Below are 26,386 nucleotides of genomic sequence, written 5' to 3'. Positions count from 1 at the left end.
AACCCGCCAGTGGGATCGAACCGATGAATCGGGCTGCGGCCATGGCGGCCGACGAACCGTCCATCCTAGGCACGATGCCGCACGTCTGCACTGATGTGTGTCAAGCTCGTGCCACTACCCTAACCTAGGGCTTGAGTACCATATATAGCTCACCGGGTGTTATCAAGCACCAGATGTAGCGTTTATTTTCAACGCTACCTCTTGCATTGCACTAACTATTTGATCCCTAAACGGCGCGCAAGTTTATGTAGATTACTGGGATCGACTCCCAGCCGTCGCGCGGCCGTGGCCCAGTTGTTGTCGCTGACCGACAGGGCATGACGGATGACGCGTCGCTGGGTCGCGGCAACCTGAGCTTTCAACGATTCACCTGTCGCCAAGGCTTCCGGTTCGACCTGACGCCCCTGCGATACATCGACGGCCGCACCGCTAGCGAGATCGAGCCACTCCGGCACCAGGGTGATGATCTCGTCGCGTCGCGCACCCTGTCCCAGCGCCTTGATTGCCGCCCGACTGATGACATGCTCGAGTTCCCGTACGTTTCCCGGCCAGGCATAGCTGCACAGCGCCCGCTCGGCCTCCGGCGAGAGGCGCAGGCTGCGCACCCCGAGCCGCGTGCGGTTGATCTCGAGAAAGTGGCCGGCCAGCACCAGCACATCCCCTTCGCGTTCGCGCAGCGGCGGAATGGCCACCGGATAGACCGAGAGGCGATGGTAGAGATCGGCGCGAAAGTGTCCGTCACGCACCCCATCAGCCAGATGCCGATTGGTGGCGGCCAGGATACGCACATCGACCTGACGAGGCGTATCCTCTCCCAGCCGCTGCACCTCGCCATTCTGCAGTGCCCTCAGCAGCTTGGCCTGAACGCTCAGCGGTAGCTCGCCCACCTCATCGAGGAACAGGGTGCCTCCATGGGCCGCCTCGAAGCGCCCCGCCCGGTCGCTGACGGCGCCCGAGAAGGCGCCCTTCACGTGTCCGAACAGCTCGCTCTCGGCCAGCGACTCGGGCAATGCCGCGCAGTTGACCTGCACCAGTGGCTGCTGGCGCCGTGACGAGCGCTGGTGCAGGCGCCGGGCGAACAGTTCCTTGCCTACACCGGTTTCTCCGCTGAGCAAGACCGGCAGTCCCGACTCGGCCACCACGTCGAGTTCCTGCAGCAGGCGCCGAAGCGCGGCACTATGGCCAAGAATCTCCCCACCGACGCTGGGCTCGATCGGAACCGCCCCATCGCCATGATGTGCCATGTGCAGGGCCCGAAGCTCCTGCTCCAGGCGCGTTACGCGCACCGCGGCCTCCGCAAGCAGCGCATAGCGAGCCAGTGCTGCTCGCGCCCTGGCATCGAAGGTGCCGGCCACCAGGGCATCCAGGGTCAACACGCCCCAGGGCTGGCCCTCGACGTGCAGGCTGATGCCCATGCAATCATGCACGTGCAGCGGTTCACCGGGCCGCTGCTCCACCAGGCCATCGTAGGGATCGGGCAGGGTGGAGTCGGGAGGGAAGCAGGTGGTGCTGCGACTGGACAGTATCGTCGCCAGCCGGGGATGACGGGCCACCTCGAAGCGGCGGCCCAGGGCCTCGCGCACCAGTCCATCGACTGCCACGGGGGCGAGGATTCCCTGCTGCAGTTGCAGCAGGCACACCGCGCCGCAGCGAAACTCCTCGCGAAGGGTACGTACCAGGCGCTGCAGCCGCACGGCGCTGGGAAGATCGGCGGCCATATCGGCCAGCAGGCTATCGTCCAACATGGTGAATTTTACCGTGACAGGGTTATTTATACCCTATTCTTTCAGGGTTTTTTTTACCACACAAAATACAGACCCTTGTTATAAAACGAATAATAGTCTGGCACAGGGTTTGCAACGCCAGTACAGGTAAGCAAGACCAGACACCCCCACCCTGCTTGAGGATATGCCATGAGCCTGCTCGAACAACCCATCGGTCGCCTGGCCCTGGACCTGCCCGGTGCCACCCGGGTCTTTCATCAGAATCGCATCGATTTCTGCTGTGGCGGACGCCTGAGCCTGCAATCCGCCGCCGAGCAGGCCGGAGCCAATATCGCCGCCTTGGTCGCGGCGCTGGAAGCCCTGCCGGCCGGCAACCCGGACCAGCGCGACTGGCAATCGGCCAGCAATGATGAGCTGATTGACCACATCCTGACCCGCTATCACGATGTACATCGCCAGCAGCTGCCGGAACTGATCCGCATGGCGCGTCGCGTGGAGCTCGTTCACGGCGAGCGTGACACCTGCCCCAACGGCCTGGCCGACCTGCTGTCGGTGATCTTCCAGGAGATGGAGAGCCACATGCAGAAGGAGGAGCAGATCCTGTTTCCGATGCTGCGAAGCGGCATGGCCGCCCAGGCCAAGGGGCCGATCGCGGTCATGCGCCAGGAACATGACGATCACGGCGAGAATCTCGACGAAGTCATGGCGCTGACCGACAACATCACCCCACCCAAAGGCGCCTGTACCACCTGGCGCGCGCTATACACCGGTCTCAACGAGTTCCGCGAAGACCTGATGCAGCACATCCATCTGGAGAACAACCTGCTGTTCGAACGTACCGCCTGAACCGCTACTGGCTCATGAAAAACGGCGCCCTGCGAGGCGCCGTTGTCATGACATAGAGCGTATTAGACGGTACGCGAGAAGCGTCCCTCATTGGGCTTCAGATAAGCGTCGAAGGCCATGGCCACGTTGCGCATCATCAATCGCCCGGTCGGCAGCACCTCGATCGCCTCATCACGGATGTCGATCAGCTCGTCGCGCTGCATTTCGGCCAGCTCCGCCAGGGCATCGGCGAAGTAGTCGCGGAAGACGATGTCGTGCTTGGCCTCGATATCGGCGAAGTCGATCCGGCCGTGGCACATCAGGGCATTGATCACATCGCGACGCAGCCGGTCGTCGTCGTTGAGACGATAGCCGCGCATCACCGGCAGCCTTCCCGCCTCGAGCCGATGCTGATACTGGGCGGTCTCCTTGACGTTCTGGCTGTAGCTGTCGCCCACCTTGCCGATGGAGGTGATACCCAGGCCGATCATGTCGCAGTCCGCATGGGTGGAGTAGCCCTGGAAGTTACGCTGCAGGGTGCCATTCTCCCTGGCCAGGGAGAGTTCGTCCTCGGGCAGGGCGAAGTGATCCATGCCGATATAGACGTAGCCGGCCCCAGTCAGGCGCCGAATGGTCAATTCCAGCAACTCCATCTTGCGCTCCGGCGGCGGCATGTCCTCGGGGCGGATCAGCCGCTGGGCCTTGAACAGCTCCGGCAGGTGCGCATAGCTGTAGGCGGCGATGCGGTCCGGACGCAGCGCGATGATCTTGTCCAGGGTGGTGTCGAAGCTCGCCACCGTCTGCAGCGGCAGGCCGTAGATCAGGTCGACGCTGATCGATTCGAAGCCGGCATCGCGGGCCGCCTGGACCAGCGACACCACCTGCTCCTCGCTCTGCACGCGATTGACGGCCTGCTGGACATCCGGATCGAAGTCCTGGACGCCGAAGCTGAGACGATTGAAGCCCAGGTCATGGAGCTCATGGATCTGCTCCGGGGTCACCGTGCGCGGGTCCACCTCCAGAGAGAACTCGCGCTCCTCCACCGGCGCGAAGTGGAAAGCCTCGTCCAGCGACCTCATCAGCTCCCCCAGCTGGGTATTGCTCAGGTAGGTGGGTGTGCCGCCGCCAAGATGCAGCTGGGTCATGCGACGTGTCTCGTCGAACAGCGCCCCCTGGGTCTGGACCTCATGCTTCAGCCAGGCCAGGTATTCCGCCGCCCGGTCGGTATTGTGGGTGATGATCTTGTTGCACGCACAGTAGTAGCAGAGGCTCTTGCAGAAGGGGATATGCACATAGACCGAGAGCGGCTTGGGGGCGGCGACCCGGTTGCTACGCTCGGCAGCGGCCCGATAGTCATCCTCGGCGAAGGCCGCATGGAACTGGGGCGCCGTGGGATAGGAGGTATAGCGCGGCCCCGGACGGTCGTACTTCTCCACCAGGGGGCGATTGAATAGCAGATCGTCTTGCATGATCGAAAACAGCCTCTTGAGAAGGGGACATGGGCTGGCCATTGCCTATGGCGCCAGTATGACATTGGCGATACGTGTCGTCTGCGTGCGCCCGCTCAACTCTTGTCCGTGATCAATTACCGGGGAGGAGTTGGCCCTGACCTACCGGAGGGGATCCGTGCCAGCCAGTAACACAGTCGCCAAGCCACCAGCAGCCAGGCCAGGCTCCAGAGCAGTGACGATACCCATAGAATGACCAGCCAGGCGCTACCTGCATCGAGCGCCCAAAGCCGCATGATGGCGGCGGTGGCAAACAGTCCGGCCAGCGGCACCAGCGCCCATTCGCTCTCGGGACGGTATCTGGCACGCAGGATCACATGGCGCAGCATGATGGTGCTGGACAGCGTTCCCAGCGCAGCGATAGTAAAAACGTGCAGCGCCGTGCTGGCATGTACCGGCACCCACCAGGTGCGCGCCAGCAGCAGCAGTCCGATGCCAAGCCAGGTATAGCCCAGCATCAACACCAGCAGGTCGGGGCGCTCATGACAGCGGCCAGGCCCCCAGCGCATCACACGCCACAGCACCAGCAGACCGGCCGCCAGCACCAGTCCCGCCGCCAGCGGTCGCAGGGCCGACCACAGCATCAAGAAGGGCGCGCTTCCCAGCAGCACGATCAGTGCCGACTCGACCTGCGGTTGCACGCCGGCACCCGCCATGCGATAGCGGCTCATCAGGTAGCCATTGACGGCAGGGGAGATGATCCGTCCACCCATGAAAGTCATCAGCAATACCAGCCACAGCACGCTCTGGTGCATCAGCGGTGCAGTGGTCGGCATGTCATCCAGGTAGCGCCAGGTCAGGGTCACCACCGCCAGCAGGCAGATGAGCCCCAGCAACGGCGAGAGCACCCGGTTGCGCCACTTTTTCGCGGCGAGAAACCGGGGCACCAGCAAGCCGGCCAGCCACAGGGCAAAGAGCGCATCGGCCAGGGTTGCCACCGCACCTCCCGGCCAATCGAGAATACCCAGCCGCCCCACCAGCCACAGACCCACCAGCCACCCCTGCAACCGCCGTGGCAGCGGCCCGAGAAGGTAGCCAGCGATGACTGCCAGGGCGAAGCCAAATAGCAGTTCACGTGCATGGGCGGCCGGCGAAGCCAGCTGCGACAAGATGTCCCACCCATGGTAGAGAGCGAGCAACGTCAGCGGCACCATCAGCGCTGCGTGCAGTGCCGCCAAGGGAAAGAACCAGCGCCAGGCCGGTTGTCGCAGCGCTGTCGAGACAGGCTTTTGCCCAGCCGCCACCGCGAAGAATTTTGCATTGCTCTTAAACATGCATATAAAATACTCCTTAGTTTACCCACTGCCAATCCGCGAGGTCGACATGACCAACATGGTTTCGCGTTTTGCCTGGCGTTCCCTGGCCTATGGCTGCATTGGCCTGGGGGCTGCGGGTATCGTGGTGCCGCTGCTGCCCACGACCCCTTTCCTGCTGGTGGCCGCCTGGGCTGCGCCCAAGGGATCGCCGCGCCTGGCACGCTGGCTATGGCAGCACCCGCGTATCGGCCCCACCCTGACAGCCTGGCAGGAGCAGCGTGCCATTCCACGCAGGGCGAAGCGGCTGGCGGTGGTACTGTTGGCATTCAGCTGGCTGGTGCTGTTGCTGGGAAGCGCGCCACCCATGGTCCTGGCGCTGACGGCGCTGATGTTCTGCTGTGTGGCCACCTTCGTGCTGACGCGACCCGATGCCGCACCCTCCCACCCTGCAGGGTTACCCGCGCTCAATACCAGAGTACGATGACGTTAGCGCATTTTATTTGATTCTTATCAAGCCTCTGACAACGGGATAATCCATGCACCTGACCCGGTATACCGATTACGCGCTCCGTGTACTCATCTACCTCGCCGTCAAGGGCGAGGAGAGGGCCACCATTCATGAGATCGCCGAAAGCTTCGGCGTATCGCGCAACCATCTGATGAAAGTGGTTCAGGATCTCAGCCACCGAGGCTACATCATCACCATTCGTGGCAAGAACGGGGGTATGCTGCTTAACCGCGCCCCCGAATCCATTTCGCTGGGCGGCCTGATTCGCGATACCGAGCATGAGCTCGGGCTGGTGGAGTGCTTCCGCGATTCCAATGAGTGTGTCATCACGCCGGCCTGCCGGCTCAAGCCGATACTCAACGAGGCAATGGCCGCCTTCATGGCCGTGCTGGATAGCTACACTCTTGCTGACATACTGGGCAGGCGTCAGCCGCAGCTGGCGCGGCTGATGCAGATACCGACAACACCACCTTAGACTTGCCGATGCTTGCTTTTTGCATAGCATTGGTGGCAATAGCATGGAAGACAGTCAAGAGATAGGCTTGGCTCAACTAACGACTGGCTTCACTGTCAATCCGTACTAACCGTGACCTCGCTATATCAGGAGAACCCATGAAAAAAGTGACTGCCGCCTTGTTGGCCGGCGCTGCCGCCCTCGCCTTCACTGCCTCTGCCCAGGCCGAGCCCGACGGCGAAGCCATCTATAACCAGGCCTGCATGGCCTGCCACATGACCGGCGCTGCCGGCGCACCGATTCGCGGCGACGAGGCCGCGTGGGCGCCCAGGCTGGAAAAGGGCATGGATACGCTGTATGCCAACTCCATTGATGGTTTTCAGGCCATGCCACCCCGTGGTGGGCACATGAACCTGAGCGACGAAGAAGTGAAGGCATCGGTGGATTACCTGCTCGAGCCCGTGCTCTGAGGCCCCCCCTCCTGTAGACCCCGTGGGCTTGCCCACCTGACCGGCGGGGCGCCAGGCCGAATGGCCTTGTGCGCCTCGCCAACCTGCTCCCGCTTCGCCTTCTCTTCTTCCGCGCCCTCTTGCTTCCCGACTGTTTCTTCACCGGATCCGCGACCCCGCCGCGGCCACATGGCTGTGCCCAAAACATCACCTACCTCCTTGTGGTTACTCCCTCAAGGTTGATGGCGCGGCACTGCACACATGATCCATGTCAATTCGAGACCTGAGGTCTACTGGCATGATGAGCAACAACAGATAAGTAACATTTTAGATGCCTGTTCGATTCACCGGCTTCTCACATGCTCCGGACAGGCACACGGTAAGGAATGCATATGTCCATCCGGCGCAGCCCGCTACTATCACTGCTTTCCATCTGGCTCTTCGGCCTGTTGATGCTGCTCGGCCCGACCGTACAGGCCTTCGAGCTTTCCCAGGTAAAGGCAGGCTTTCCCGATGCCACTCGCCTGGCTGATGTCGAAGGCGAGCATCCCGCCAAGGCGGTCTATGCCGGCGATACGCTGCTCGGATACGCCTTCGAGACTGACGACATTGCACCGATCCCTGCCTATTCCGGCCGGCCGATCAGCATGCTGGTGGGCATCGACCTGGAGGCGCACATCACCCAGGCCACCATCCTCGGCCACGAAGAGCCGATCATGCTGGTAGGCATCCCCGAGCAGCGCCTTGTCGACTATGCCGATGCTCACGCACCCCACCACGTCAACGAACGGCTACGCGTCGGCGAAAACCTCGATGCCATTTCCGGCGCCACGGTCACCGTGATTGTTCTCACCGAGACGGTGATGCGCTCCGCCCGCCGAGTGGCTGCCGAGCAGGGTTTAATCGACGATCCCCTGGCCACCCCGCCCGCCGAGGTGCGTTACGACGTCTTCGAATCGGCCGACTGGGAAACCCTGGTGGGCGACGGCACTATTCGCCGTTTGCATCTGACCCACGGCGAGATCGACGAGGCCTTCGTCGGCACCCCTGCCGAAGGCTACGCCAGCGGCCAGGATGCCGACAGCACCTTCATCGATCTCTACGTCACCTACCTCAACGCGCCGACAGCCGGTCGCAACCTGCTCGGCGACATCGTCTACGAGCAGTTGATGGAGCGCCTCGATGAAGGCGAGCACGCCATCGGCGTCATGGCCCAGGGCGACTACTCCTTCAAGGGCTCGGGCTACGTTCGCGGCGGTATCTTCGACCGCATCGAGGCCTCTCAAGGCAACACCAATATCGCCTTTCAGGACAGTGACCACCGCCGCATCGTGCGCATGGCCGTCGACGGCGCCCCCAGGCTGACCGAGCGCGATATCTTCATCATTCGCGACGACGTCGAATTCGACCCCGGCGAGCCTTGGGAACTGGGCCTGCTGGTGCGCCGCGCCGCCGGGCCGCTGGAGACCGAGTTCGTACGCTTCAACGCCCACTACAGCATCCCCGAACGCTTCATCGAGCGCTTCGAGCCCCCGGTGGAAGAGGCGCTGTGGGTGCAGGTGTGGCGTGACCGCACCTTCCAGATTGCCGTGCTCGGTGCGGGCCTGGCCGTACTCACCGCCATCATGCTGTTCCAGGATGTGCTGGTGCGCTATCCCCGCGTGTTCGCCCCGCTGCGCGTCGGGTTCCTCATCTATACCGTGGTGTTCATCGGCTGGTACTCCCTGGCCCAGCTCTCGGTGGTCAATATATTGACCTTCATCCACTCCCTGATGGGCGGCTTCAGTTGGGAGTCGTTCCTCATCGATCCGATGATGTTCATCCTCTGGTCATTCGTGGCGGTGACGCTGCTGATGTGGGGCCGCGGCGTGTTCTGCGGCTGGCTTTGCCCCTTCGGCGCCATGCAGGAACTGATCAACAAGGTCGCCCGCAAGATCCGGGTGCCCCAGTACGAATTGCCATTTGCCGTACACGAGCGTCTCTGGGCCCTCAAGTACATCATCCTGCTGGCGCTGTTCGCGGTCTCGCTGCACTCACTGGGCCAGGCCGAACGCTACGCCGAAGTGGAGCCGTTCAAGACCGCCGTGACCATGCGTTTCCAGCGCGAGTGGGCCTTCCTGCTCTATGCGCTTGGCCTGCTTGCCATCTCGGCATTCACCCACAAGGCCTACTGCCGCTATATCTGTCCGCTGGGGGCCGGGCTCGCCATTCCCGCCCGCCTGCGCCTGTTCGACTGGCTCAAGCGCCATCGCGGCAGTTGCGGTACCCCTTGCCAGATCTGCGCCAAGGAGTGCGAAGTGGCCGCCATCCATCCCGACGGCCGCATCAACGCCAACGAGTGCCACTACTGCCTGGATTGCCAGGTGACCTACCACGACGACCGGCGCTGTCCGCCAATGGTCAAGCGTCGCAAGCGCTACGAGAAGGCTGTCAGGGCCTCTTCTAAGAACGGCGGCGTCGAAACCTTCCCGGCCGATGCTGCACAGGGCAGCCAGGCCAAACTGCAGCGCATTCCCACTCTCCAGGAGGAGTGAATCATGAGTGACAATGAAAACATCAAAGACCTCAGCCGCCGCAAGTTCCTGCGCAACAGTGCAGTAACCGGTGTAGCCGGGGCAGGCCTGGCCGGCGGCTTCGGTGCCGGTACAATGATGAGCAGCCGTCCCGCCGAAGCAGCGCAGAATAATGAGCATCATGTCGAGCCCGGTGAGCTGGACGAGTACTACGGCTTCTGGAGCGGCGGCCATTCCGGCGAAGTGCGTATCCTCGGCGTACCTTCCATGCGCGAACTGCTGCGCATTCCGGTCTTCAACGTCGACAGCGCCACCGGCTGGGGGATCACCAACGAGTCCAAGCGCGTGCTGGGCGAGAACGCGCCGCTCAACGGCGACACCCACCACCCCAAGGTGAGCTACACCGACGCCAGCTATGACGGCCGCTACTGCTTCATCAACGACAAGCTGAACACCCGGGTTGCGCGTATCCGCCTGGATATCATGCGCGCCGACAAGATCATCACCATTCCCAACGTCCAGTCGATTCACGGTCTCACGCTCCAGCGCGTGCCCAGCACCGAGCGGGTCTTCGCGGCGGGTGAAATGATCGTGCCGCTGAACAACAACGGTGACTACCTGGACGACCCGTCCCAGTACTGGACCATGATGTCCTGTCTCGATGCCGAGACCATGGAGATCAAGTGGCAGGCCATCGTCGACGGCAACCTCGACAACTGCGACACCGACTATACCGGCCGCTTCGTCGCTGCTTCCTGTTACAACTCCAGCCGCGGCATGACCCTGCCGGAGATGATGGGACCGGAGCGCGACTGGACGGTGTTCTTCGACGTTCCCGCCATCGAAGCGGCCGTTGCCGCCGGTGACTACACCACCATCGGCGATTCCCAGGTGCCGGTGGTCGACGCCCGCGAGCAGGCCCATGAAGGCCGCAACACCTTCGCTCTCTATGTGCCGACCCCGCGCAGCCCGCACGGCGTCAACACCATGCCTCCGGAAGGCAAGTACTGCGTGGTCAGCGGCAAGCTCTCCCCGACCTGTACCGTGATCGAGTGGTCCCGTGTCGGTGAGTGGTTCGACGGTGGCCTCGACGACCCGCGCGACACCGTGGTGGCAGAGCCGGAAGTGGGCCTGGGGCCGCTGCACACCACCTATGACAACCGCGGCAACGCCTACACCTCGCTGTTCCTGGACAGCCAGGTGGTGAAGTGGAACGTGGAGGACGCGATTCGCTCCTACAACGGCGAGGAAGTGAACTACATCCGCGACCGTATCGACGTGCACTACAACATCGGCCACATCAAGGCATCGCTCGCCTGTAGCCGCGACGTCGACGGCAAGTACCTCACCGCGCTGTGCAAGTTCTCCAAGGACCGCTTCCTGCCGGTGGGCCCGATGCATGCCGAGAACGATCAGCTGATCGACATCACCGGCGAGCAGATGAAGCTGGTGCATGACGGCCCGACCTACGCCGAGCCCCACGATGCGCTGATGATCCGTGCCGACCAGCTCAACCCGTCACAGATCTACACCAGGGACGATCCCTACTTCGCCGAAACCGTGGCCATGGCCGAGGCCGATGGCGTCACGCTGGAGACGGACAACAAGGTCATTCGCGACGGCAACAAGGTGCGCGTCTACATGACCTCCGTGGCGCCGAACTTCGGCACTACAGAGTTCCGCGTGAAGAGGGGCGATGAGGTCACCATCGTGGTCACCAACATGGATACCATCGAGGATGTCAGCCACGGCTTCGCCCTGGTCAACCACGGCATCAACTTCGAGATCCATCCGCAGCAGACCTCTTCGGTGACCTTCGTGGCCGACAAGCCCGGCGTCCACTGGTACTACTGCAGCTGGTTCTGCCATGCCCTGCACATGGAAATGTCAGGTAGGATGCTGGTAGAAGCGTGATGTAACCCGGCCGGCCCTGCGGGGCCGGCCATCGTAATACCCCCGAGGTGACCGTGGTGAAACAGACTCTTTTCTCTCTTCTGGGTGGCTGCGCGCTGCTGCTGACGGCGACCTTCGCCTTCGGCGAGCTGCGTATCGAACCCGACGACGGTCCTCTCCAGTCTCATATTGATGCTGCCTCGCCCGGCAGCGAGCTGACGCTCGCGGAAGGGATTCATATCGGCGGCATCCTGATCGACAAGCCCTTGACCCTGCGCGGCGAACCCGGCGCCGTCCTCGACGGCGAAGGCCGTGGCGACGTCATTCGTGTCATGGCACCCGATGTGCGCATCGAAGGCCTGACCCTGCGCAATTCAGGCTTCAACCTGACCGACATGAACGCGGGCATCCATGCCGAGCGCGACTCACATCGCCTGCATGTTGAAGATACCGTGATGGATAACGTGGCCTTCGGCATCTGGCTGTGGCATGCGGAGGCACCGACCCTGGTCGGCAACCGCATCACCGGCAATACCGAGGTTCGCTCCCAGGATCGTGGCGATGCCATCCGGCTCTACAATATCGATGGCGGCCTGATCGCCGATAACGTCGTGACCGGCTCCCGCGATGCCATCTATGTGGATACCAGCCGCGACCTGGAGTTTCGCGGTAACCGGCTGAGTGACTCCCGTTTCGGTATCCACTACATGTTCACCCACGGCAGCCGCATCATCGACAACCATACCAGCGGTACAAGGGCGGGCTATGCGCTGATGATGTCCCGGGATCTCGAGGTGCTGAACAACCGCTCCGAGAACGACAAGAATTACGGCATCCTGATGAACTACGTCAACTACAGCACCATCGCCGGCAACGACATCCGCGGCATCACCGCCTGGCAGGGTGCCGGCGGCGCCGAGCACGGCGTGACGCTGGGAGCCGAGGGCAAGGCGCTGTTCATCTACAACTCCCAAGCCAACGAGATCCACAACAATCGTGTGGCCGACAGCGAGCTGGGCATCCATCTCACCGCCGGGTCCGAGAACAATCGCCTCTACCACAATGCCTTCATCAATAACCGCCAGCAGGTGATGTACGTCTCCACCCGCACCCAGGAGTGGTCGGTGGACGGCAAGGGCAACTACTGGAGCGACTACCTGGGGTGGGACCTTGCCGGTGACGGCATCGGCGACACCGCCTACGAACCCAACGACGCCGTGGATCGCCTGCTGTGGCGCTACCCCAGCGCACGCCTGCTGATGCACAGCCCCGCAGTGGTGGCACTACGCTGGGTGCAGCGGCAATTCCCGATATTCCGCGCCCAGGGCGTCCGCGACAGCGTCCCCCTGATGCGTGAACCCCAAATTGGAGGCATCCGCCCATGAATCCGGTGATCGAATGCCACGGACTCACCCTGCGACATGGCACCCTGACCCGCCTCGACGCCCTGGACCTGGCAGTCAATGAGGGCGAGGTACTTGCCCTGCTTGGCCATAACGGTGCCGGCAAGACCACGACCATGAAGCTGATCCTGGGGCTGCTCTCTCCCAGTGCCGGCGAATTGAAGGTGCTTGGCGGGGCGCCCGACGGCCCCCATGCCGAGACGCTGCGTCGTCGCCTGGGCTACCTGCCCGAGAATGTCAGCTTCTACGAGCAGCTCAGCGGACGCGAAGTGTTGACCTACTTCGCCCGTCTCAAGCGTGTCGACAGGCGTCAGGTCGATAGCCTGCTAGAGCGTGTCGGCCTCATCGAGGCCAGCAGCCGGCGCGTCAAGACCTACTCCAAGGGCATGCGTCAGCGCCTCGGCCTGGCCCAGGCCCTGCTCGGCGACCCCCAGCTGCTGCTGCTTGACGAACCCACCACCGGACTTGACCCGGCGGCCACTCGCGACTTCTACGAGACAGTCAGGGAGCTTCGCGAGCGGGGCTGTACGGTACTGCTCTCCTCCCACGTGTTGCCCGGGGTGGAACCCTATATCGATCGTGCACTGATCCTCGGCGCCGGCCGCCAGCTGGCACTGGGCAGCCTCGAGGAGCTGCGTGCGGAAGCCGCCCTGCCGCTGACCGTTCGGGCCCGCGGAAGCTGGCCCGGTACCGACTGGTCCAACGGCTGGGACGAGACCCGGGTGACGGCTCGCCACCTCAATGGCCATACCCTGGAGCTCGGCGTTCACCCCTCGGCCAAGATGGCGGTGCTACGCCGCCTGGCCGATTCGCCGGGGGTCGAGGACATCGACGTCATGCCGCCGACGCTGGAACATCTTTACGCCCACTTCTCGGCGCCGGTGGCATCATCGCCGCCGCTCCATGCTTCGCGAGGTGTGTCATGAACACTACCCTGATCGTCGCCCAGAAAGAGTTCCGGGATGGCCTGCGCAACCGCTGGGTGCTGGCTATCGCCCTGATCCTGGCCGCCCTGGCGGTGGGTATTGCCTGGTTCGGCGCTGCCGCCAGCGGTGGCATGGGCTTTACGACCCTTTCCACCACCGTGGTCAGCCTGTCGACCCTGGCGGTGTTCCTGATTCCGTTGATCGCCCTTCTGCTGGCTTACGATGCCGTCGTCGGCGAACAGGAGTCGGGTACCTTGCTGTTGCTGCTCACCTATCCGCTCAGCCGCACGTCACTCCTGCTCGGCAAGTTCCTCGGTCACGGCCTTATTCTTGGCGCCGCCACGGCACTGGGCTTCGGGATTGCCGGCGTGGTAATCGCCTTCGGCGCCGAAGGTGTGGATATTGCACAGCTCGCTGCCAGCATGGGACTGCTGATTCTCAGCAGCGTCCTGCTGGGCTGGGTCTTCATCGCCTTCGCCTACCTGATCAGCGTCTGGGTCACCGAGAAGGCCCGCGCTGCCGGGCTGGCGCTGGGCGTCTGGTTTCTCTTCGTGCTGGTCTTCGACCTGGGGCTGCTGGCGCTGCTGGTCAGCGTACAGGGCGGCGGCGACTGGCTTCCCTGGCTGTTGCTGCTCAACCCCACCGACGGCTTCCGCCTGATCAACATGGTCGGCTTCGACACCTCCCAGGCCTACACCGGTGTGACTGCCATCGCCCAGGACAGTGCCTTCCGCCTCGGCTGGCTGGTCCTGGTCCTGCTTGCCTGGATCATTGCACCGCTGGGCCTCGCGATACTGCGGTTCCGCCGCCACGCGGCCTGACGGCATTGCCTACCCGGAGACACGACATGATTCGCTCCTCCCTGGCCACTCGCACCCTTGCCTTCGCTGCCATCCTGCTACTGGCAGGGTGCGGCAATGACGATGAGCGGCCCTTGGCCCCGGCCCAGCCGATCACCGACGGTGACAGCTGTCACGTCTGCGGTATGCTGATCAACGACCTTCCCGGCCCCAAGGGGCAGGTCTACCTGAACCGGGATGAGGCCGTTCGCAAGTTCTGCTCCACCACCGACATGTTCGCCTTCCTGCTTCAGCCGGAGAACGAGACGCAGCTGAGCCACGCGTGGGTCCACGACGTGGCGGTCACCCCCTGGGGTAGCCCTGCCGACGACGCCTTCATCCTGGCGAGCGAGGCATGGTACGTTGCAGGCCACACTCAACGTGGCGCCATGGGCCATACCCTGGCATCGTTCAAGGAGCGCCACCATGCCGACGCCTTCCGCGACACCCATGGCGGCGAGGTGCTGGCCTTCAGCGACATCGACCTGGAACTGCTGACCGAGCTCGCCCGGGCAGATGCCAGCATGCAGATGAATGGTGGCATGCCGGGGCACTCAGGCAACGAGCATGGAGGCGCCATGCACGGCCACTGATGTTTCCTACTCGGAGGGGAGGGTTCCATGACTCAGAAGTACGCCGTGATGATCGTCGCCACCCTGGTGGCCTTGCTGAGCCAGGCCGCCTGGTCTGGAGACCCGCCCCCCCAGGCCCTTGCAGGCGACCCCGAGCGCGGCGCCGAGATGGCCAAGCTGTGTACCAGCTGCCATGGCCACCAGGGGCGCAGCGTGACCTCCCGCTACCCCAGCATCGCCGGCATGGAAGAGGGGCGTTTCATTGACGGCATGAAAGCACTGCGTGCCGGCGACAAGGGGCACCTGATGGCCAACATGACCCGGGGTCTGAACGATCAGGACATCGCCGACCTGGCGGCCTATTACGCCCAGCTGGAGCCGACCCCCTGGGACCAGTCCAATGCTGAAAGCGACCCATGACGCCACGCTGACCGCTTTTCCCTGATACCCTCCGGGGTCGGCGCAACGCCCTTCGGATGCTACTATCCCATGCCTGTCGATCAGGATAAGCGACCATGACTCAAGCCCATCGCCCACGCTCCACTTTATGGCGGCCCGTGCTCGGCCTGTTGGCAACGCTTGCCATTGCCTCCACGGCCCTGGCCACCAACTACAATACCAGCGCGGTCGAGCCGCATGGCAACTGGCTCTCACTGACCCTTTCGCTGGGCGACGAGCGCCATTTCCGCGCCCTGGAGCAACACAGCTACAGCGACTCCATCCTCAGCCTGAACTACACCCCCGGGGTTTGCGACCTGCCCTGGCTCGAAGTGCGCGTCGAGCTCGAGGAGCATCAGGCTGAAAGCCGTGTGGCCAATCTTGTGCCCGGCGACCTGCGAGTCGACCACGAGACGATTCACAGCGGCATGGCGGAGTTCGTCACCCAGCGGGGAGACAGCGGTTTCTATGTCAATTTCTACCTCGACGAACAGGCGCTGCTGGTAGAAGAGATGCGCGCGGGCGAGACCCTCAGGCTGCGTCTCGATCGTGGAGAGGAAGATTACTGGTTCATGAGCTTCGACCTGAACGGCGCCGACGCCGCCATCGAGCGTGCCGCACGGCTGTGCGAGGCGGCCAGCTGATGGCGACGCTACTGTTTCGCCTTGCCAATGTTTCCGAAGAGGAGGCATGGGAGGTGCGCCGCCTGTTCGATCAACACGGCTTTGATACCTACGAGACCCACGCCGGCTTCTGGCGACTGGGCGTCGATGCCATCTGGCTGCGTGATGCCTCTCAGCTGGAAGCGGCACGGGAAGTACTCGACCGCTACCAGGCTGAACGCCAGGCGCGAGTGCAGCAGGAGCATGCAGACCAGCTCAAGCACGGCCAGGCGCCCACCCTCTGGCATCGCCTTCGCCAGCAACCCATTCAGGTACTGCTGGTGGGCCTGGCCGTCGTGGCCATCCTGGCGCTGACGCTGGTGCCCTTCCTGGGTCTGATCTGACCCCTCGCGTATGCGTGTCAGTGACCGATCGCCTCGCGCAGTTCCTCCGGCAGGGTCAGCTCGGTGCCTGCAGGAAGCGGCTCGAGATCCTTGGCGTACCAACGCTGGCCAGCCTCGACGCGACTGAACAGCTGGAAAGCGACCTTGTCGCCAGGCGCCAGGTCGGGCAGTGCCTCTCCTTCCGGCAGGTGCAGATACATGCGCATGGCCATCATCACGCCGGGAACAGCCTCGTGCGCCATGGTAATGCGTCCTTGATCCTCATCGAAGCCCAGGAAGATCCCGCGCACCTCATGGTAACCTGCCCCCTCCTGTGCCCCATCGCCATGATGCCCGTGGTCGTGATGTCCCTGATCGGCCTGAACCGGCACACTCAATATCGCGGTTACCAGCAGCGCCAAGATCGCCTTGCTCTTCATGATTCTTCTTCCTCAAACAGGAAAGCCGCCCTTCGAGAGCGGCTGTTGAACGATTGAGTCGCGACTCACCTGGGACTGCTCAGCGAAACATCTGGGTATCGAGATACTCCACCGAGAGGTAGTCCTCGAAGGACCAGAGTCGCACGAAGCGTCCCCTTTCCCGGTCCTCGTTACCATCGCCCCCCCAGACGGTCAGGCTGCCGGGCTCTTCCGGCATGCCTTCCTTGAGCTGCTCGAACCACCACTCGGCCATCTCCTCTTCCCAGGGCTTGCCGTAGCGCGCTTCGAGATCCGCCTTGACGCTGGCGTAGTCTTCCACATGGGGATGGAACGCCACCACCAGGGCAAGCTGGTCGCGTCCCGCCGGGAAGACATAGCGCAGATCCGTTACCGGCTGATCCTCGGCCTGAAGCTCGCCGTCGATGATGACGTCATTGTCTTCGGTCTCCTGCACCGAGACATTGACGACCCGGTCCTGCTCCAGACGCTCCAGCACCGCCTCGGAGGACATCCCGAAGTCGGCACTGCCAAAGCCGCTGGGGCTCTCCGATGCTAACGCACTACCGGCCATCGACAGCGCCAGGGTAGTCAGCAGTCCGCCGACCAGGGCGGCGGGTCGAGTGATTGTCGCCATGCGAACTCCTCAATGTTGGGTGCATTACGGCACCGCTTGCTTGCTGCGTGGAACCGGCCCCGCCGCGGCCGGTTACTCGTCGCTCTCTTCGACCACTCGGATCACGCCATGCATGCCGCGATTTTCGTGTGGCTGGCAGTAGTACTCGTAGGTGCCGGCCTCGTCGAAGGTGCGCTCCCAGCTCTCCTCGGGGAAGAGACGGCCCGACTTGATGTCCTCTTCCGGAAAGTAGATGTCGTGGTTGGAGCGCCGCTCGACATTGACCCAGCGCACCGTGGTACCAACGGTGACTTCCAGCTCATCGGGCTTGAAGCGGTTATCAACCATCTCGACCTCGACGACATCGCCTTCGCTTGTGGCCTGGTCCTGGTCCTTATCGTCGCCGGCCAGAGCCGCCCCGCTCAATAACAGGGCGGTGGTCAGGGCGGTGGCGCCAAGTGTCAGAAGTCGCTTGTTCATCGAAACTCCCTCCTCCTGAATGAACATCACCGGGTGATACGCGTCGCATTGATTTCCACCATGTCGTCCTCGAAATCACCGGGAATCTCGGCGTCGAAGGCCAGACCATACTGCCAGGAGACGTGGTGGAAGCGTGATGAGGCATAGTCGTCATGCAACGCCACGTTGAAGCTGTACTTGCCGTCGGTGGAGAGCGGCTTGTCGCCTTCCACGCCAGTACGCAGGGCACGGGTCAGATACGCGGTCCACACACCGTCTTCCTCCTGTGCGGACATGACCACGGCTTCGCTCTCGGAAAGGTGGCGCTGCTCGAGGATATAGCCACTCTCGGTCAGCTCGTCACCGCTCTTGAAGCGTGCTACGTCCAGGTAGACCCCACCGCCAAGCAGCTCCTCGATTTCAGCCTGCTCCTTGAGCTTGTCCCAGCCACCGCGAGCGGCACCGCGACGGCCACGAATCTCGATCTCCGTGCGACTCTCGGACAGATATTTGGTCACACCGTTCATCAGGTCGAGTCGCTCGGCCAGCTCGGTCTCAGCCAGCGCCTCATCTTCCGGGGCATCCGGCATATAGGTGGAGTCGTGGTGACAGCTCGCCCAGCAGCCGCCGCGGTCAGCCATGTCCACACGATCGTCGGCGAAGCTCACAGTCAGCTTCATGGGGTTGTCCGGGTCCATGCGCCCACCGTCGACGAAGGGCAGGGGGGCATGCTCGCCGGCTTCCCACTGGAAGCGCATGAACAGGTAGTCATCATCGAAGGAAGCCTGCACGGTCATCGGGATATGGCCGCGCTTGTCGCCGAGATCGAAGGTCTCGATCTTCTCGGCATCGACCGCCATCTGGCCAATCTGCTCCTCTTCACCGGCGTGACACCAGACACAGCGATCGCCGAAGCTGAAGGCGCGACCGCCACCGTGCTCGCTGCCGTCCTGGATCCACTCGATGGAGGCCTGTCCGGGCAGGAACAAGGTCACGTCCAGCGCCGGAACGTCGTCCCAGTCGAGCGTCGCGGCAATGTCACCTTCGGCGGCAACCGCTTCACCCAGGTCCTCGGCCTCGAGCGGCATCGCGGGCTCGCCACGCTCCGCCAGATCGGTTTCGGCCTCGTCGTGTTCGAAGCGGGCGGCCCAGACGGGAGACTCGTCCCAGTCTTCCGGCAGCTCGTGGGCGATGCCCTGGTGGCACTCGATACAGGTCTGGCCCTGCTCGAAGGCGCGAGCATGCTCACGGGCGGCACGCGGCGCCTGCTCCTCGAGATCCATGGCCGACCAGTCATGACAGTTACGACATTCGCGGGAGTCGGTACGCAGCATTGAGCGCCAGACGTTCTCGGCCAGGTGCAGGCGTTTGTCCTCGAACTTCTCCTTGGTATTGATCGTGCCCAGCATCCAGTGCCATACCTCGCGGCTGGCCTCGATCTTGCGGATCATCTTCGGCCCCCAGTCGTCGGGCACGTGACAATCCGAGCAGGTGGCACCTACCCCGGTGGGATTCTTGTAGTGGGGCCGGTCCTTGTACTCCTCGTAGACCCAGGTCATCTCGTGGCAAGCCGAACTACAGAACTTCATGCTGTTGGTGGCTTCCATCACGGTATTGAAGCCGCCCCAGAACAAGATGCCGGCGACAAAGAAAATCATGGCGGCACCAAGCGATGCCCCCATGATGGTAATCCTGCGCCAGTTGCGTAGACGCTCCCCCATGATCAATCTCCCGAAATTATCATGACACGGTTCTTGCTGTAATCAGCCTGCCTTGTCGCCTGGCTGAGTTAGTGTTGTCCGGCCTCTTCTTCAGCCGCTCCGAGGCATTGCCTGGAATGAAACGGCTGAAGAAGGGGCCGGAGCGCCCTGAGGGCGCTCCGGCAGCTCGGCTTAGCCGCGCTCGTACTTCTTCAGACGGTTGTAGACGTTGAACTTGCCGGTCGGCGTGTTCAGGTTCTCGACCCGTCCAATCTCTTCCATGGTCTTGTCGTCATAGATCACGATGGCGCCATCATCCTGATGGCCACGGCCGCGGGCCCAGATGGAGACCCACACTTCGGTACCGGACTTGTCGTATTCGAAGTGCAGTGCCACGGCATCATGCTCGCGCGGACGGTCAGCAACGTGGATCGGAGTCAGCTCGCGGGTCTCCTTGTCCATGACCATGACCCACTGGTTGACGTCGGCCTCCGGGTGCATGGACTGGTCGATCCAGACGTGCGGGGAGTCCGGATGGCTGCGCAGGAAGAGCCCCGGGCCGTCGGTCTCGACGGTGCCACAGATCTCCCATGCATGATCCGGATTGTTCTCCGGGTCGGTGCCCCAGAAGGTCACGAGGCCTTCACCCAGGTGAGTGGTGCCGGCTACCGGACCACACTCCGGGTCGATCCAGTTGGCGCCCGGCCCCGGGTGCGGGATCTCACCGGTATTCAGCATGCTGACGAGCTTGCGCTCCACGGTGTCGATGAACGCCATCTTGTGGCTGAAGTTGGCCGCGATCATGAAGTAGCGGCCGGTGGAATCGAAGAAGCCGTCGTGCAGGTACTCGGCAGACGCGATTTGGTCCATACGCAAGTTGTCGATATCGCTGTAATCGACCTGCCAGACCTGCCCGGTCTCCTTGACGTTGACCAGGAAGGTGGGCGCATGGGGCGTGTCATAGAGCGCCGCCACACGGGCCTCGTGGACATACTCACCTTCGGTGTTGTAGCCACGGGTAGAAACGACCTTCAGCGGCTCCATGGTGTGAGCATCGGCGATCACGAAGTGCGGGGGCCAGTAGCCACCACCGATGACGTACTTGTCCGCCCACTCGCCATAGTGGGAGACGGCCACGTCGCGGGCGTCGATACCGATGAACACCTCGGCGGTCACCTGGGGCGGATCCATCCACAGGTCGATCTTCGACAGGCGGCCGTCGCGACCCTGGACGTACCAGAAGCGGCCGTCGGAGCTCGACTTGGCCACGTGAACGGCATAGCCGGTCTCGGCCTCGGTGACGAGTTCCTTGGTGTCGCCGTCGATGATGCCCATGGCGCCACGGTCACGCAGGATCGTGACCATGAAGTTTTCCCAGTTGAGGTCATGCTGCGGCTCGTCCGGCCACTGGTCCTGCGGTACCACGATTTCCCAGGTGTCGCGGATGTCGGCCAGCGACATTTCCGGCGGCTCTTCCGGCGTCTGCTGGATGTACTTGGAGATCAGGGTGATCTCCTCTTCGTCCAGGATGCCGTCGAAGTTGTTCATCCCGCCTTCGGTACCCAGCGAGATGATGCTTTCCAGACGACGCTGGCCCATCTCCTGGGTGTCCTCGGGCAGCAGACCCGGGCCGGTGGCGCCCTTGCGCAGGGTGCCGTGACAGCCGGCGCAGCGCTGGAAGTAAATGGCGCTAGCCCGGTCCATCTCTTCCGCTGACATTTCCGGGGCCGCGGCGTGGGCGGTGCCCATCATGGCGGCCAGCGGGAAGCTGAGGGCAAAAATCCCCTTGCTCAATGCTCTCTTGTGCATAACGTGCCTCGCTTGGTTTCCCCTTCGGGTAGTACCTGGCGGGTGCCCCAGCCTGACCACTTTGTTGGATTCCAGTCGGTCATGGCCATCAGCCACCCTCCACCTGAACCAAGTAGAGCAGCTTTCACGCCCCCCTCACTTGACCACTGTCAATAGATGCATCCTGGAGTTGACTTATGTCACAAGAGACGCCAAGAAATTTGCCAAAAAGGTGTTGGCCCGAAAGAATCGGGCCGACGAAAGGCAGCGGATGGGGAAGGATTCGGCACTCAGCGACAGGGCTGGATTATGCCGCGAACGGAGGACTTCGCGCCTCCGTTAAGAACCGCCGGAGCCACCGATGGCTGACCGCAGGCATTGGCGAAATTGCGCAGGGCCGCGACATCATCGATCTGCACACAGTTGCGCTCACAGGTGACACCGACCTCCCTGAGGCGCGCCATGGCACGGGAAAAGCTTTCGGGCTTCATGCCCAGGCGTCCGGCAATCAGCATCTTGTCGCAGGGCAGGCAGACGGTAGCCTGATGGGCATCACAGGGGCAAAGCGAGACGATGAAGGCGGCCAGCCGCTGATAGGTGGGCTGGTTGGTCAACTGATCGAGCTGGCGCACCAGGTAGCGCAGCAGCCCCGACAGGTTGGCCAGCAGGTTGAGAGCCAGGCCGTGGTTCTGCTCCAGGGTGGTCAGGAAGTGGTCGGCGGTGAACACCAGCAGTCGGGCATCCTCGGCCACCGCTGCGTGAACGGGAAAGCCCAGCCGGTCGAACATCGCCGCCTCGGCGAAGGACTCACCGCGTGTGAACAGCCCCACCATGCACTCGTTGCCGTCGGGGCTCTCGCGAAAGAGCTTGACCCAGCCATCCAGCACAACATAGAAGCGATCCGCGGGCTCGCCTTCACTGAACAGCAGCGTACCGCGTCGATAGCTACGCTCCACGGCGCCGCCGGTCAGCAGCGCCAGGGTCTCGTCTTCCAGACCCCGGAATAACGGCACCTGCCGAACGGCCTGCAGTGCCTCACGGCTCAATGTCGGCCTCATGACCACCTCCTCGAATATGACTTCACGTTCAACCCTCCGCCGCGGAAAGGGCTACCTGGGACAGGTTGCCGCGGATGATGTCTGCCTCCGGCGACTCATCCGGCAGGACGCCGAGCAGCCGCTCCCAGTGCCGTCGTGCAGCGTCGAGATCCGCCTCTTCGAACGCCAGCGAACCGGCCATCCACAGCCCCTGAGCGTGGTCGGGGTCGATGGAAAGCGCACGCTCGATCAGCTCACGGGGCTCCCCCTCCAGGCTGCCCTGCCGCTCCGCCAGCACATCCGCATAGCGGGTCAACAGGTTCGGATCGCGATCGCCGCCATGGACCATCGCTTCGCGGAAGGCGCGCTCCGCCGCCGCCAGGTCGTCCATGAACGTCAGTGTCCGGCCGAGCAGGATCCAGCCCTCCAGGTCATCGGGGTTCTGCGCCAGCCGCCCCTGCAGCTCCTGGGCGAGCCTCTCGAACTGGCGCTGCATCGCCTCATCGGAAGCCGGTGCGGGCTCCTGCATGCTAGCCATCTCCCCCGGGGGCAGCTGCGTGGCAAAGACCTCATCGGCATAGCCAACGCCCAGATAGAGCCCCACGGCCATGAACGGCAGCACGGCGATACTGGCAAAGGCAGCGATGGCGGCCACTCGCCTCGGTCCGCGAGCTTCATGGGCCGCATTGTTGTCCACCGCATCCGGCTCAATGCTGCCGCTGTCGAGCAGCTCCCGCTCGAGATCGGCCAACGCGGTGTCGTACTGCTCTTGGGTCAGGGTGCCTGTCGCCAGGTCCTGATCGAGCTCACGGACACGGTCACGATGCACCCTCAGGTTGATCGCCCGCCGAGAGTGGCCCGTCTCCTGACGCGGCTCACGCAGCAGCGGATAGACCACGAAGGCAAGCGCCATCACGCACAGCACCATGGCAGAAAGCAGAAAAATTCCGTTCATCATCACCTCCGGCGATCAGTCGCCGCTACGCAGCCGCTGAAGCGTCTCGCGCTCCTGCTGGGTGAATTCCGGGCGCTGCGGCATGCGCTTGCGCCCCACGATCATTCGCCACCAGGCTACCCCCCCGATCAGCAACAGCAGGAAGGGGCTGGCCCACAGCAGGGCGGTATTGGCCTGCAGGGGGGGGCGATAGCGTACGTAATCGCCGTAGCGCTGCACCATGAAGTCGACGATGGCGTCGGCATCGTGGCCGGCCAGGGTCATGTCGTAGACCCGGCGGCGCATGTCGGCGGCCAGCTCGGCGTTGGATTCATGGATGGTTTCGCTCTGGCACACCGTGCAACGCAGCTCGCGCACCAGGGTGTCGTACTGGCGCTTCTGGGCTTCGCTTTCGAACTCGATCGGCTGGCCGATGGCCAGTGCCATGGCAAGCCCTGCCGCCAACCAGAGCGGCAAGCCAAGCAGGCTCAGGAACAGGGATCGCTTCATGACTGTGCCACCCTCCTCGCCTCATTCCTGCGCTGTTCATCGCGCAGCTTTTCAACCAGCGGCAGCACCTCGTCGAGCAGCAGCTGCCGGTTGAGCGGCCCGATGCGCTTGTAGCGGATCACGCCTTCGGCATCGAGCACATAGGTCTCCGGCGTGGCGTAGACGCCCCAATCGATACCGGCATCCCCGCGGGGGTCGTAGGCGATGACCTGATAGGGGTTGTCGCTGACACTGAGATAGCGCAGTGCCGCGTCGCGCTCGTCGCGATAGTTGAAGGCATGGATGGGAATGCCGCCGGCAGCCAGCTCCATCAGCAGCGGCTTCTCGGCGCGGCAGGTGCTGCACCAGGTGGCCCAGACATTGACCAGCGCCACTTCACCGATGAAATCCTGCTCGGTGAGGATATGCTCGGCGTCTTCCAGCGCCTCGAGCTGGAAGGCCGGTGCCGGCTTGCCCACCAGCGGCGAAGGCAGGTCGCGTGAGTTCATGCCCAGGCCGATGAACAGCAGGCCGAGCAGGGCCGATATGGCGATCAAAGGTATCAACAGACGCAGGTTCATCAGGTGGTCACCTCCCGCGCCGGGCCGCTGCCCTGGGTGCCGGCGTGGCGCGTATCGACGGCGCGATTGCGTGCCAGCCGATAGCGTCGGTCGCTGGCCGCCAGTAGCCCACCCACGGAGAGCAGGATGGCACCGGACCACATCCAGAACATGTAGGGCTTGTAGTAGAGACGGAAACTCCAGGCATCGCCCACCAGCCGTTCGCCGAGGGAGACGTAGACATCACGGGTCGCCGCACGGTGCAAGGACGCCTGATGCATGGGGTTCTGGGGCTGCGTATCGTAGTAGCGCCGCTGGGGCAGCAGGGTCGCCACCGGCCGGCCGTCACGGGTCACATCGACGACCGCCTGGTCGGCATCCCAGTTGGGGCCACGCACCATTTCCATGCGCTGCAGGGTGAAGTCGAAGCCCGCCGCCGAGGTAGTCTGGCCAGGCTCCATGCGTACGTCGCGCTCCACCTCGTAGGTGTTGACCATGGCGATGGCCACCACGATCAGCGCCAGTCCCACGTGGGCCAGGTGCATGCCCATGAAGCTGGGGCGCATCACCTTTCGCAGCCGAGTGGCCAGGGGCTGCCTCGCCGACCCCATGCGCTTGTGGATATCCAGCAGCGCGGTGACGATGATCCAGGTCGCCAGCATCAGCGACAGCGCGGTCAGCGGCCGCCAGGCGCCCATGGTGAGGGGCCAGAGTCCCCCGGCGATGACGCTCACCAGCAGCGCCCAGCGCAGCTGGCGGAAGGTGTCGCTGGGGTTGGCCTGTTTCCACATCACCGCGGGGCCGAGGCCGATCAGGAACAGCAGCGGCAGCATCAGCGGGGCGAAGACGGTATCGAAGTAGGGAGGGCCCACCGAGATCTTGCCCAGGCCGAAGGCGTCCAGCGCCAGCGGATAGAGGGTGCCGATGAATACCGCGGCGCAGGCCACTGCCAACAGCACGTTGTTGGCCATCATCAGCGATTCGCGGGAGTACCAGGCGAAGGAGCCGCCAAGCCCCACCTTGGGGGCCCGCCAGGCGTAGACGGTCAGCGAACCCAGCAGGGTCAATGCCAGCATGCCCAGGATGAACACGCCGCGCTCCGGGTCGGTGGCGAAGGCATGAACCGATGTAATGACGCCCGAGCGCACGATGAAGGCACCCAGCACGGTCAGGGCAAAGGTAAGGATCGCCAGCATCAGCGTCCAGACCTTGAAGCCGCCGCGCTTCTCCGTCACCGCCAGCGAATGGATCAGCGCGGTGGCGGTGAGCCAGGGCAGGAAGGAGGCATTCTCGACCGGGTCCCAGAACCACCAGCCGCCCCAGCCCAGCTCGTAGTAGGCCCACCAGCTACCGATGGCGATCCCCAGGGTCAGAAACACCCAGGCCACCGTGGTCCAGGGTCGCGACCAACGTGCCCAGGCGGCATCGAGACGGCCTCCGAGCAGGGCCGCCATGGCGAAGGCGAAGACCACCGCCGTTCCCACATAGCCCATGTAGAGCAGCGGCGGATGCAGGATCATCCCCGGGTCCTGCAGCAGCGGGTTCATGCCGCGCCCATCCATGGGTCCCGGAACGATGCGTTCGAAGGGGTTGGAGGTGAACACGGTAAAGGCAAGGAAGCCCACCGAGACCATGCCGAGCACGGCCAGCACCCGGGCCAGCATCTCCCGGGGCAGCGTTCGGCTGAAGATCGCCACGGCGACACCCCAGGCCGCCAGCAGCCACACCCACAGCAGCAGCGAGCCCTCGTGGCCGCCCCAGACGGCCGTGACCTTGTAGATCGTCGGCTGGCTGAGGCTGGAGTGACTGGCCACATAGCGCACCGAGAAGTCACTGACCACGAAGGCCCATATCAGTACCGCCAGGGAGAGCGACAGGAAGACGAACTGGCCGGTGGCCAGGAAGCGTCCCGTACGCATCAGGCGGCCATTGTCGCAGTAGGTGCCCAGCAAGGGCAGTACGCTCTGGATAACCGCCAGGCACAGCGCCAGTATGAGTGCAAAATTTCCGAGTTCCGCCACCATGGATTGGCTACCTCCTGCCTATCCCCGGCTCGGAGAGGATCACCCTGTC

The 26,386-nt window shown here is 63.5% G+C and carries 26 protein-coding genes; 13 read left to right on the top strand and 13 right to left on the bottom strand.

Annotated features, from left to right (window positions below; genetic code table 11):
• Positions 1-215 precede the first annotated feature (215 nt).
• Positions 216-1,745 carry a nitric oxide reductase transcriptional regulator NorR gene (gene norR / locus LOKO_RS08275; RefSeq protein WP_066447555.1) on the bottom strand — a complete coding sequence of 510 codons (1,530 nt, stop codon included), beginning with the start codon at positions 1,743-1,745 and terminating at the stop codon, positions 216-218.
• 168 nt (positions 1,746-1,913) lie between these two features.
• Between norR and ytfE the strand changes: the two genes are divergently transcribed.
• Positions 1,914-2,570: an iron-sulfur cluster repair protein YtfE gene (gene ytfE, locus LOKO_RS08270; RefSeq protein WP_066447550.1), complete on the top strand. Its 657-nt coding sequence runs from the start codon at positions 1,914-1,916 to the stop codon at positions 2,568-2,570.
• Between the two features lie 62 nt (positions 2,571-2,632).
• On the opposite strand, the gene hemN is transcribed toward ytfE, so the two are convergent.
• Positions 2,633-4,018: an oxygen-independent coproporphyrinogen III oxidase gene (gene hemN / locus LOKO_RS08265; protein WP_066447548.1), complete on the bottom strand. Its 1,386-nt coding sequence runs from the start codon at positions 4,016-4,018 to the stop codon at positions 2,633-2,635.
• 116 nt (positions 4,019-4,134) lie between these two features.
• On the bottom strand, positions 4,135-5,331 hold the full coding sequence (locus LOKO_RS08260) for an NnrS family protein (RefSeq protein WP_083517503.1): 1,197 nt from the start codon (positions 5,329-5,331) through the stop codon (positions 4,135-4,137).
• A 49-nt stretch (positions 5,332-5,380) separates the two neighbouring features.
• On the opposite strand from LOKO_RS08260, the gene LOKO_RS08255 reads away from it, so the two are divergent.
• The 12 genes from LOKO_RS08255 (at position 5,381) to LOKO_RS08200 (ending at position 16,314) form a co-directional block, all read left to right on the top strand.
• Positions 5,381-5,797, top strand: coding sequence for a YbaN family protein (locus LOKO_RS08255; RefSeq protein ID WP_066447547.1), 417 nt, complete (start codon positions 5,381-5,383; stop codon positions 5,795-5,797).
• A gap of 52 nt (positions 5,798-5,849) precedes the next feature.
• A complete protein-coding gene (locus tag LOKO_RS08250) occupies positions 5,850-6,296 on the top strand; it encodes an Rrf2 family transcriptional regulator (RefSeq protein WP_066447543.1) in 447 nt (148 codons plus the stop codon).
• A gap of 137 nt (positions 6,297-6,433) precedes the next feature.
• Positions 6,434-6,745: a c-type cytochrome gene (locus LOKO_RS08245; protein ID WP_066447540.1), complete on the top strand. Its 312-nt coding sequence runs from the start codon at positions 6,434-6,436 to the stop codon at positions 6,743-6,745.
• A gap of 371 nt (positions 6,746-7,116) precedes the next feature.
• Positions 7,117-9,258 carry a transcriptional regulator NosR gene (gene nosR / locus LOKO_RS08240; protein WP_066447537.1) on the top strand — a complete coding sequence of 714 codons (2,142 nt, stop codon included), beginning with the start codon at positions 7,117-7,119 and terminating at the stop codon, positions 9,256-9,258.
• Between the two features lie 3 nt (positions 9,259-9,261).
• Positions 9,262-11,151 (top strand): TAT-dependent nitrous-oxide reductase, encoded by a 1,890-nt coding sequence (gene nosZ / locus LOKO_RS08235; protein WP_066447534.1) that lies wholly within the window; start codon positions 9,262-9,264, stop codon positions 11,149-11,151.
• A gap of 56 nt (positions 11,152-11,207) precedes the next feature.
• Positions 11,208-12,515, top strand: coding sequence for a nitrous oxide reductase family maturation protein NosD (locus tag LOKO_RS08230; protein ID WP_144439639.1), 1,308 nt, complete (start codon positions 11,208-11,210; stop codon positions 12,513-12,515).
• On the top strand, positions 12,512-13,459 hold the full coding sequence (locus tag LOKO_RS08225) for an ABC transporter ATP-binding protein (RefSeq protein WP_066447531.1): 948 nt from the start codon (positions 12,512-12,514) through the stop codon (positions 13,457-13,459). The genes LOKO_RS08230 and LOKO_RS08225 overlap by 4 nt, the downstream gene beginning before the upstream one ends.
• The gene (locus LOKO_RS08220; RefSeq protein ID WP_066447529.1) at positions 13,456-14,280 is read left to right on the top strand and encodes an ABC transporter permease; all 825 of its coding nucleotides are present in this window, start codon (positions 13,456-13,458) and stop codon (positions 14,278-14,280) included. Before LOKO_RS08225 ends, LOKO_RS08220 begins: the two co-directional genes overlap by 4 nt.
• Positions 14,281-14,306: 26 nt before the next feature.
• Positions 14,307-14,891, top strand: coding sequence for a nitrous oxide reductase accessory protein NosL (locus LOKO_RS08215; protein WP_066447526.1), 585 nt, complete (start codon positions 14,307-14,309; stop codon positions 14,889-14,891).
• 27 nt (positions 14,892-14,918) lie between these two features.
• On the top strand, positions 14,919-15,290 hold the full coding sequence (locus LOKO_RS08210) for a c-type cytochrome (protein WP_066447521.1): 372 nt from the start codon (positions 14,919-14,921) through the stop codon (positions 15,288-15,290).
• Positions 15,291-15,385: 95 nt separating this feature from the next.
• Positions 15,386-15,952, top strand: a complete 567-nt coding sequence (locus tag LOKO_RS08205) for a hypothetical protein (RefSeq protein WP_066447518.1) — start codon at positions 15,386-15,388, stop codon at positions 15,950-15,952.
• On the top strand, positions 15,952-16,314 hold the full coding sequence (locus LOKO_RS08200) for a DUF6164 family protein (RefSeq protein ID WP_066452284.1): 363 nt from the start codon (positions 15,952-15,954) through the stop codon (positions 16,312-16,314). Before LOKO_RS08205 ends, LOKO_RS08200 begins: the two co-directional genes overlap by 1 nt.
• Before the next feature lie 17 nt (positions 16,315-16,331).
• On the opposite strand, the gene LOKO_RS08195 is transcribed toward LOKO_RS08200, so the two are convergent.
• From LOKO_RS08195 to LOKO_RS08150, 10 genes are all read right to left on the bottom strand, one after another.
• Positions 16,332-16,733, bottom strand: coding sequence for a copper-binding protein (locus tag LOKO_RS08195; RefSeq protein ID WP_066447515.1), 402 nt, complete (start codon positions 16,731-16,733; stop codon positions 16,332-16,334).
• 79 nt (positions 16,734-16,812) lie between these two features.
• The gene (locus tag LOKO_RS08190) at positions 16,813-17,367 is read right to left on the bottom strand and encodes a hypothetical protein (protein WP_066447511.1); all 555 of its coding nucleotides are present in this window, start codon (positions 17,365-17,367) and stop codon (positions 16,813-16,815) included.
• Between the two features lie 72 nt (positions 17,368-17,439).
• A complete protein-coding gene (locus LOKO_RS08185; protein ID WP_235588975.1) occupies positions 17,440-17,826 on the bottom strand; it encodes a cupredoxin domain-containing protein in 387 nt (128 codons plus the stop codon).
• Positions 17,827-17,852: 26 nt separating this feature from the next.
• Positions 17,853-19,526, bottom strand: coding sequence for a NapC/NirT family cytochrome c (locus LOKO_RS08180; protein ID WP_235588974.1), 1,674 nt, complete (start codon positions 19,524-19,526; stop codon positions 17,853-17,855).
• A 171-nt stretch (positions 19,527-19,697) separates the two neighbouring features.
• Positions 19,698-21,314 (bottom strand): cytochrome D1 domain-containing protein, encoded by a 1,617-nt coding sequence (locus LOKO_RS08175; protein ID WP_201025372.1) that lies wholly within the window; start codon positions 21,312-21,314, stop codon positions 19,698-19,700.
• 269 nt (positions 21,315-21,583) lie between these two features.
• Positions 21,584-22,351 (bottom strand): Crp/Fnr family transcriptional regulator, encoded by a 768-nt coding sequence (locus LOKO_RS08170; protein ID WP_066447505.1) that lies wholly within the window; start codon positions 22,349-22,351, stop codon positions 21,584-21,586.
• 28 nt (positions 22,352-22,379) lie between these two features.
• Entirely contained in the window at positions 22,380-23,285 is a 906-nt protein-coding gene (gene ccmI, locus LOKO_RS08165) for a c-type cytochrome biogenesis protein CcmI (protein ID WP_066447502.1), read from the bottom strand.
• 15 nt (positions 23,286-23,300) lie between these two features.
• On the bottom strand, positions 23,301-23,774 hold the full coding sequence (locus LOKO_RS08160; RefSeq protein ID WP_066447499.1) for a cytochrome c-type biogenesis protein: 474 nt from the start codon (positions 23,772-23,774) through the stop codon (positions 23,301-23,303).
• The gene (locus tag LOKO_RS08155) at positions 23,771-24,334 is read right to left on the bottom strand and encodes a DsbE family thiol:disulfide interchange protein (protein WP_066447495.1); all 564 of its coding nucleotides are present in this window, start codon (positions 24,332-24,334) and stop codon (positions 23,771-23,773) included. Before LOKO_RS08155 ends, LOKO_RS08160 begins: the two co-directional genes overlap by 4 nt.
• Positions 24,334-26,337: a heme lyase CcmF/NrfE family subunit gene (locus tag LOKO_RS08150; protein ID WP_066447492.1), complete on the bottom strand. Its 2,004-nt coding sequence runs from the start codon at positions 26,335-26,337 to the stop codon at positions 24,334-24,336. The genes LOKO_RS08155 and LOKO_RS08150 overlap by 1 nt, the downstream gene beginning before the upstream one ends.
• Between the last annotated feature and the right edge of the window lie 49 nt (positions 26,338-26,386).

This window comes from Halomonas chromatireducens (assembly GCF_001545155.1).
In the GTDB taxonomy this organism is placed as follows: domain Bacteria; phylum Pseudomonadota; class Gammaproteobacteria; order Pseudomonadales; family Halomonadaceae; genus Halomonas; species Halomonas chromatireducens.
The sequence above is the reverse complement of the archived record's forward strand: the minus strand, read 5'-3'. Positions and strand labels throughout refer to the sequence as shown.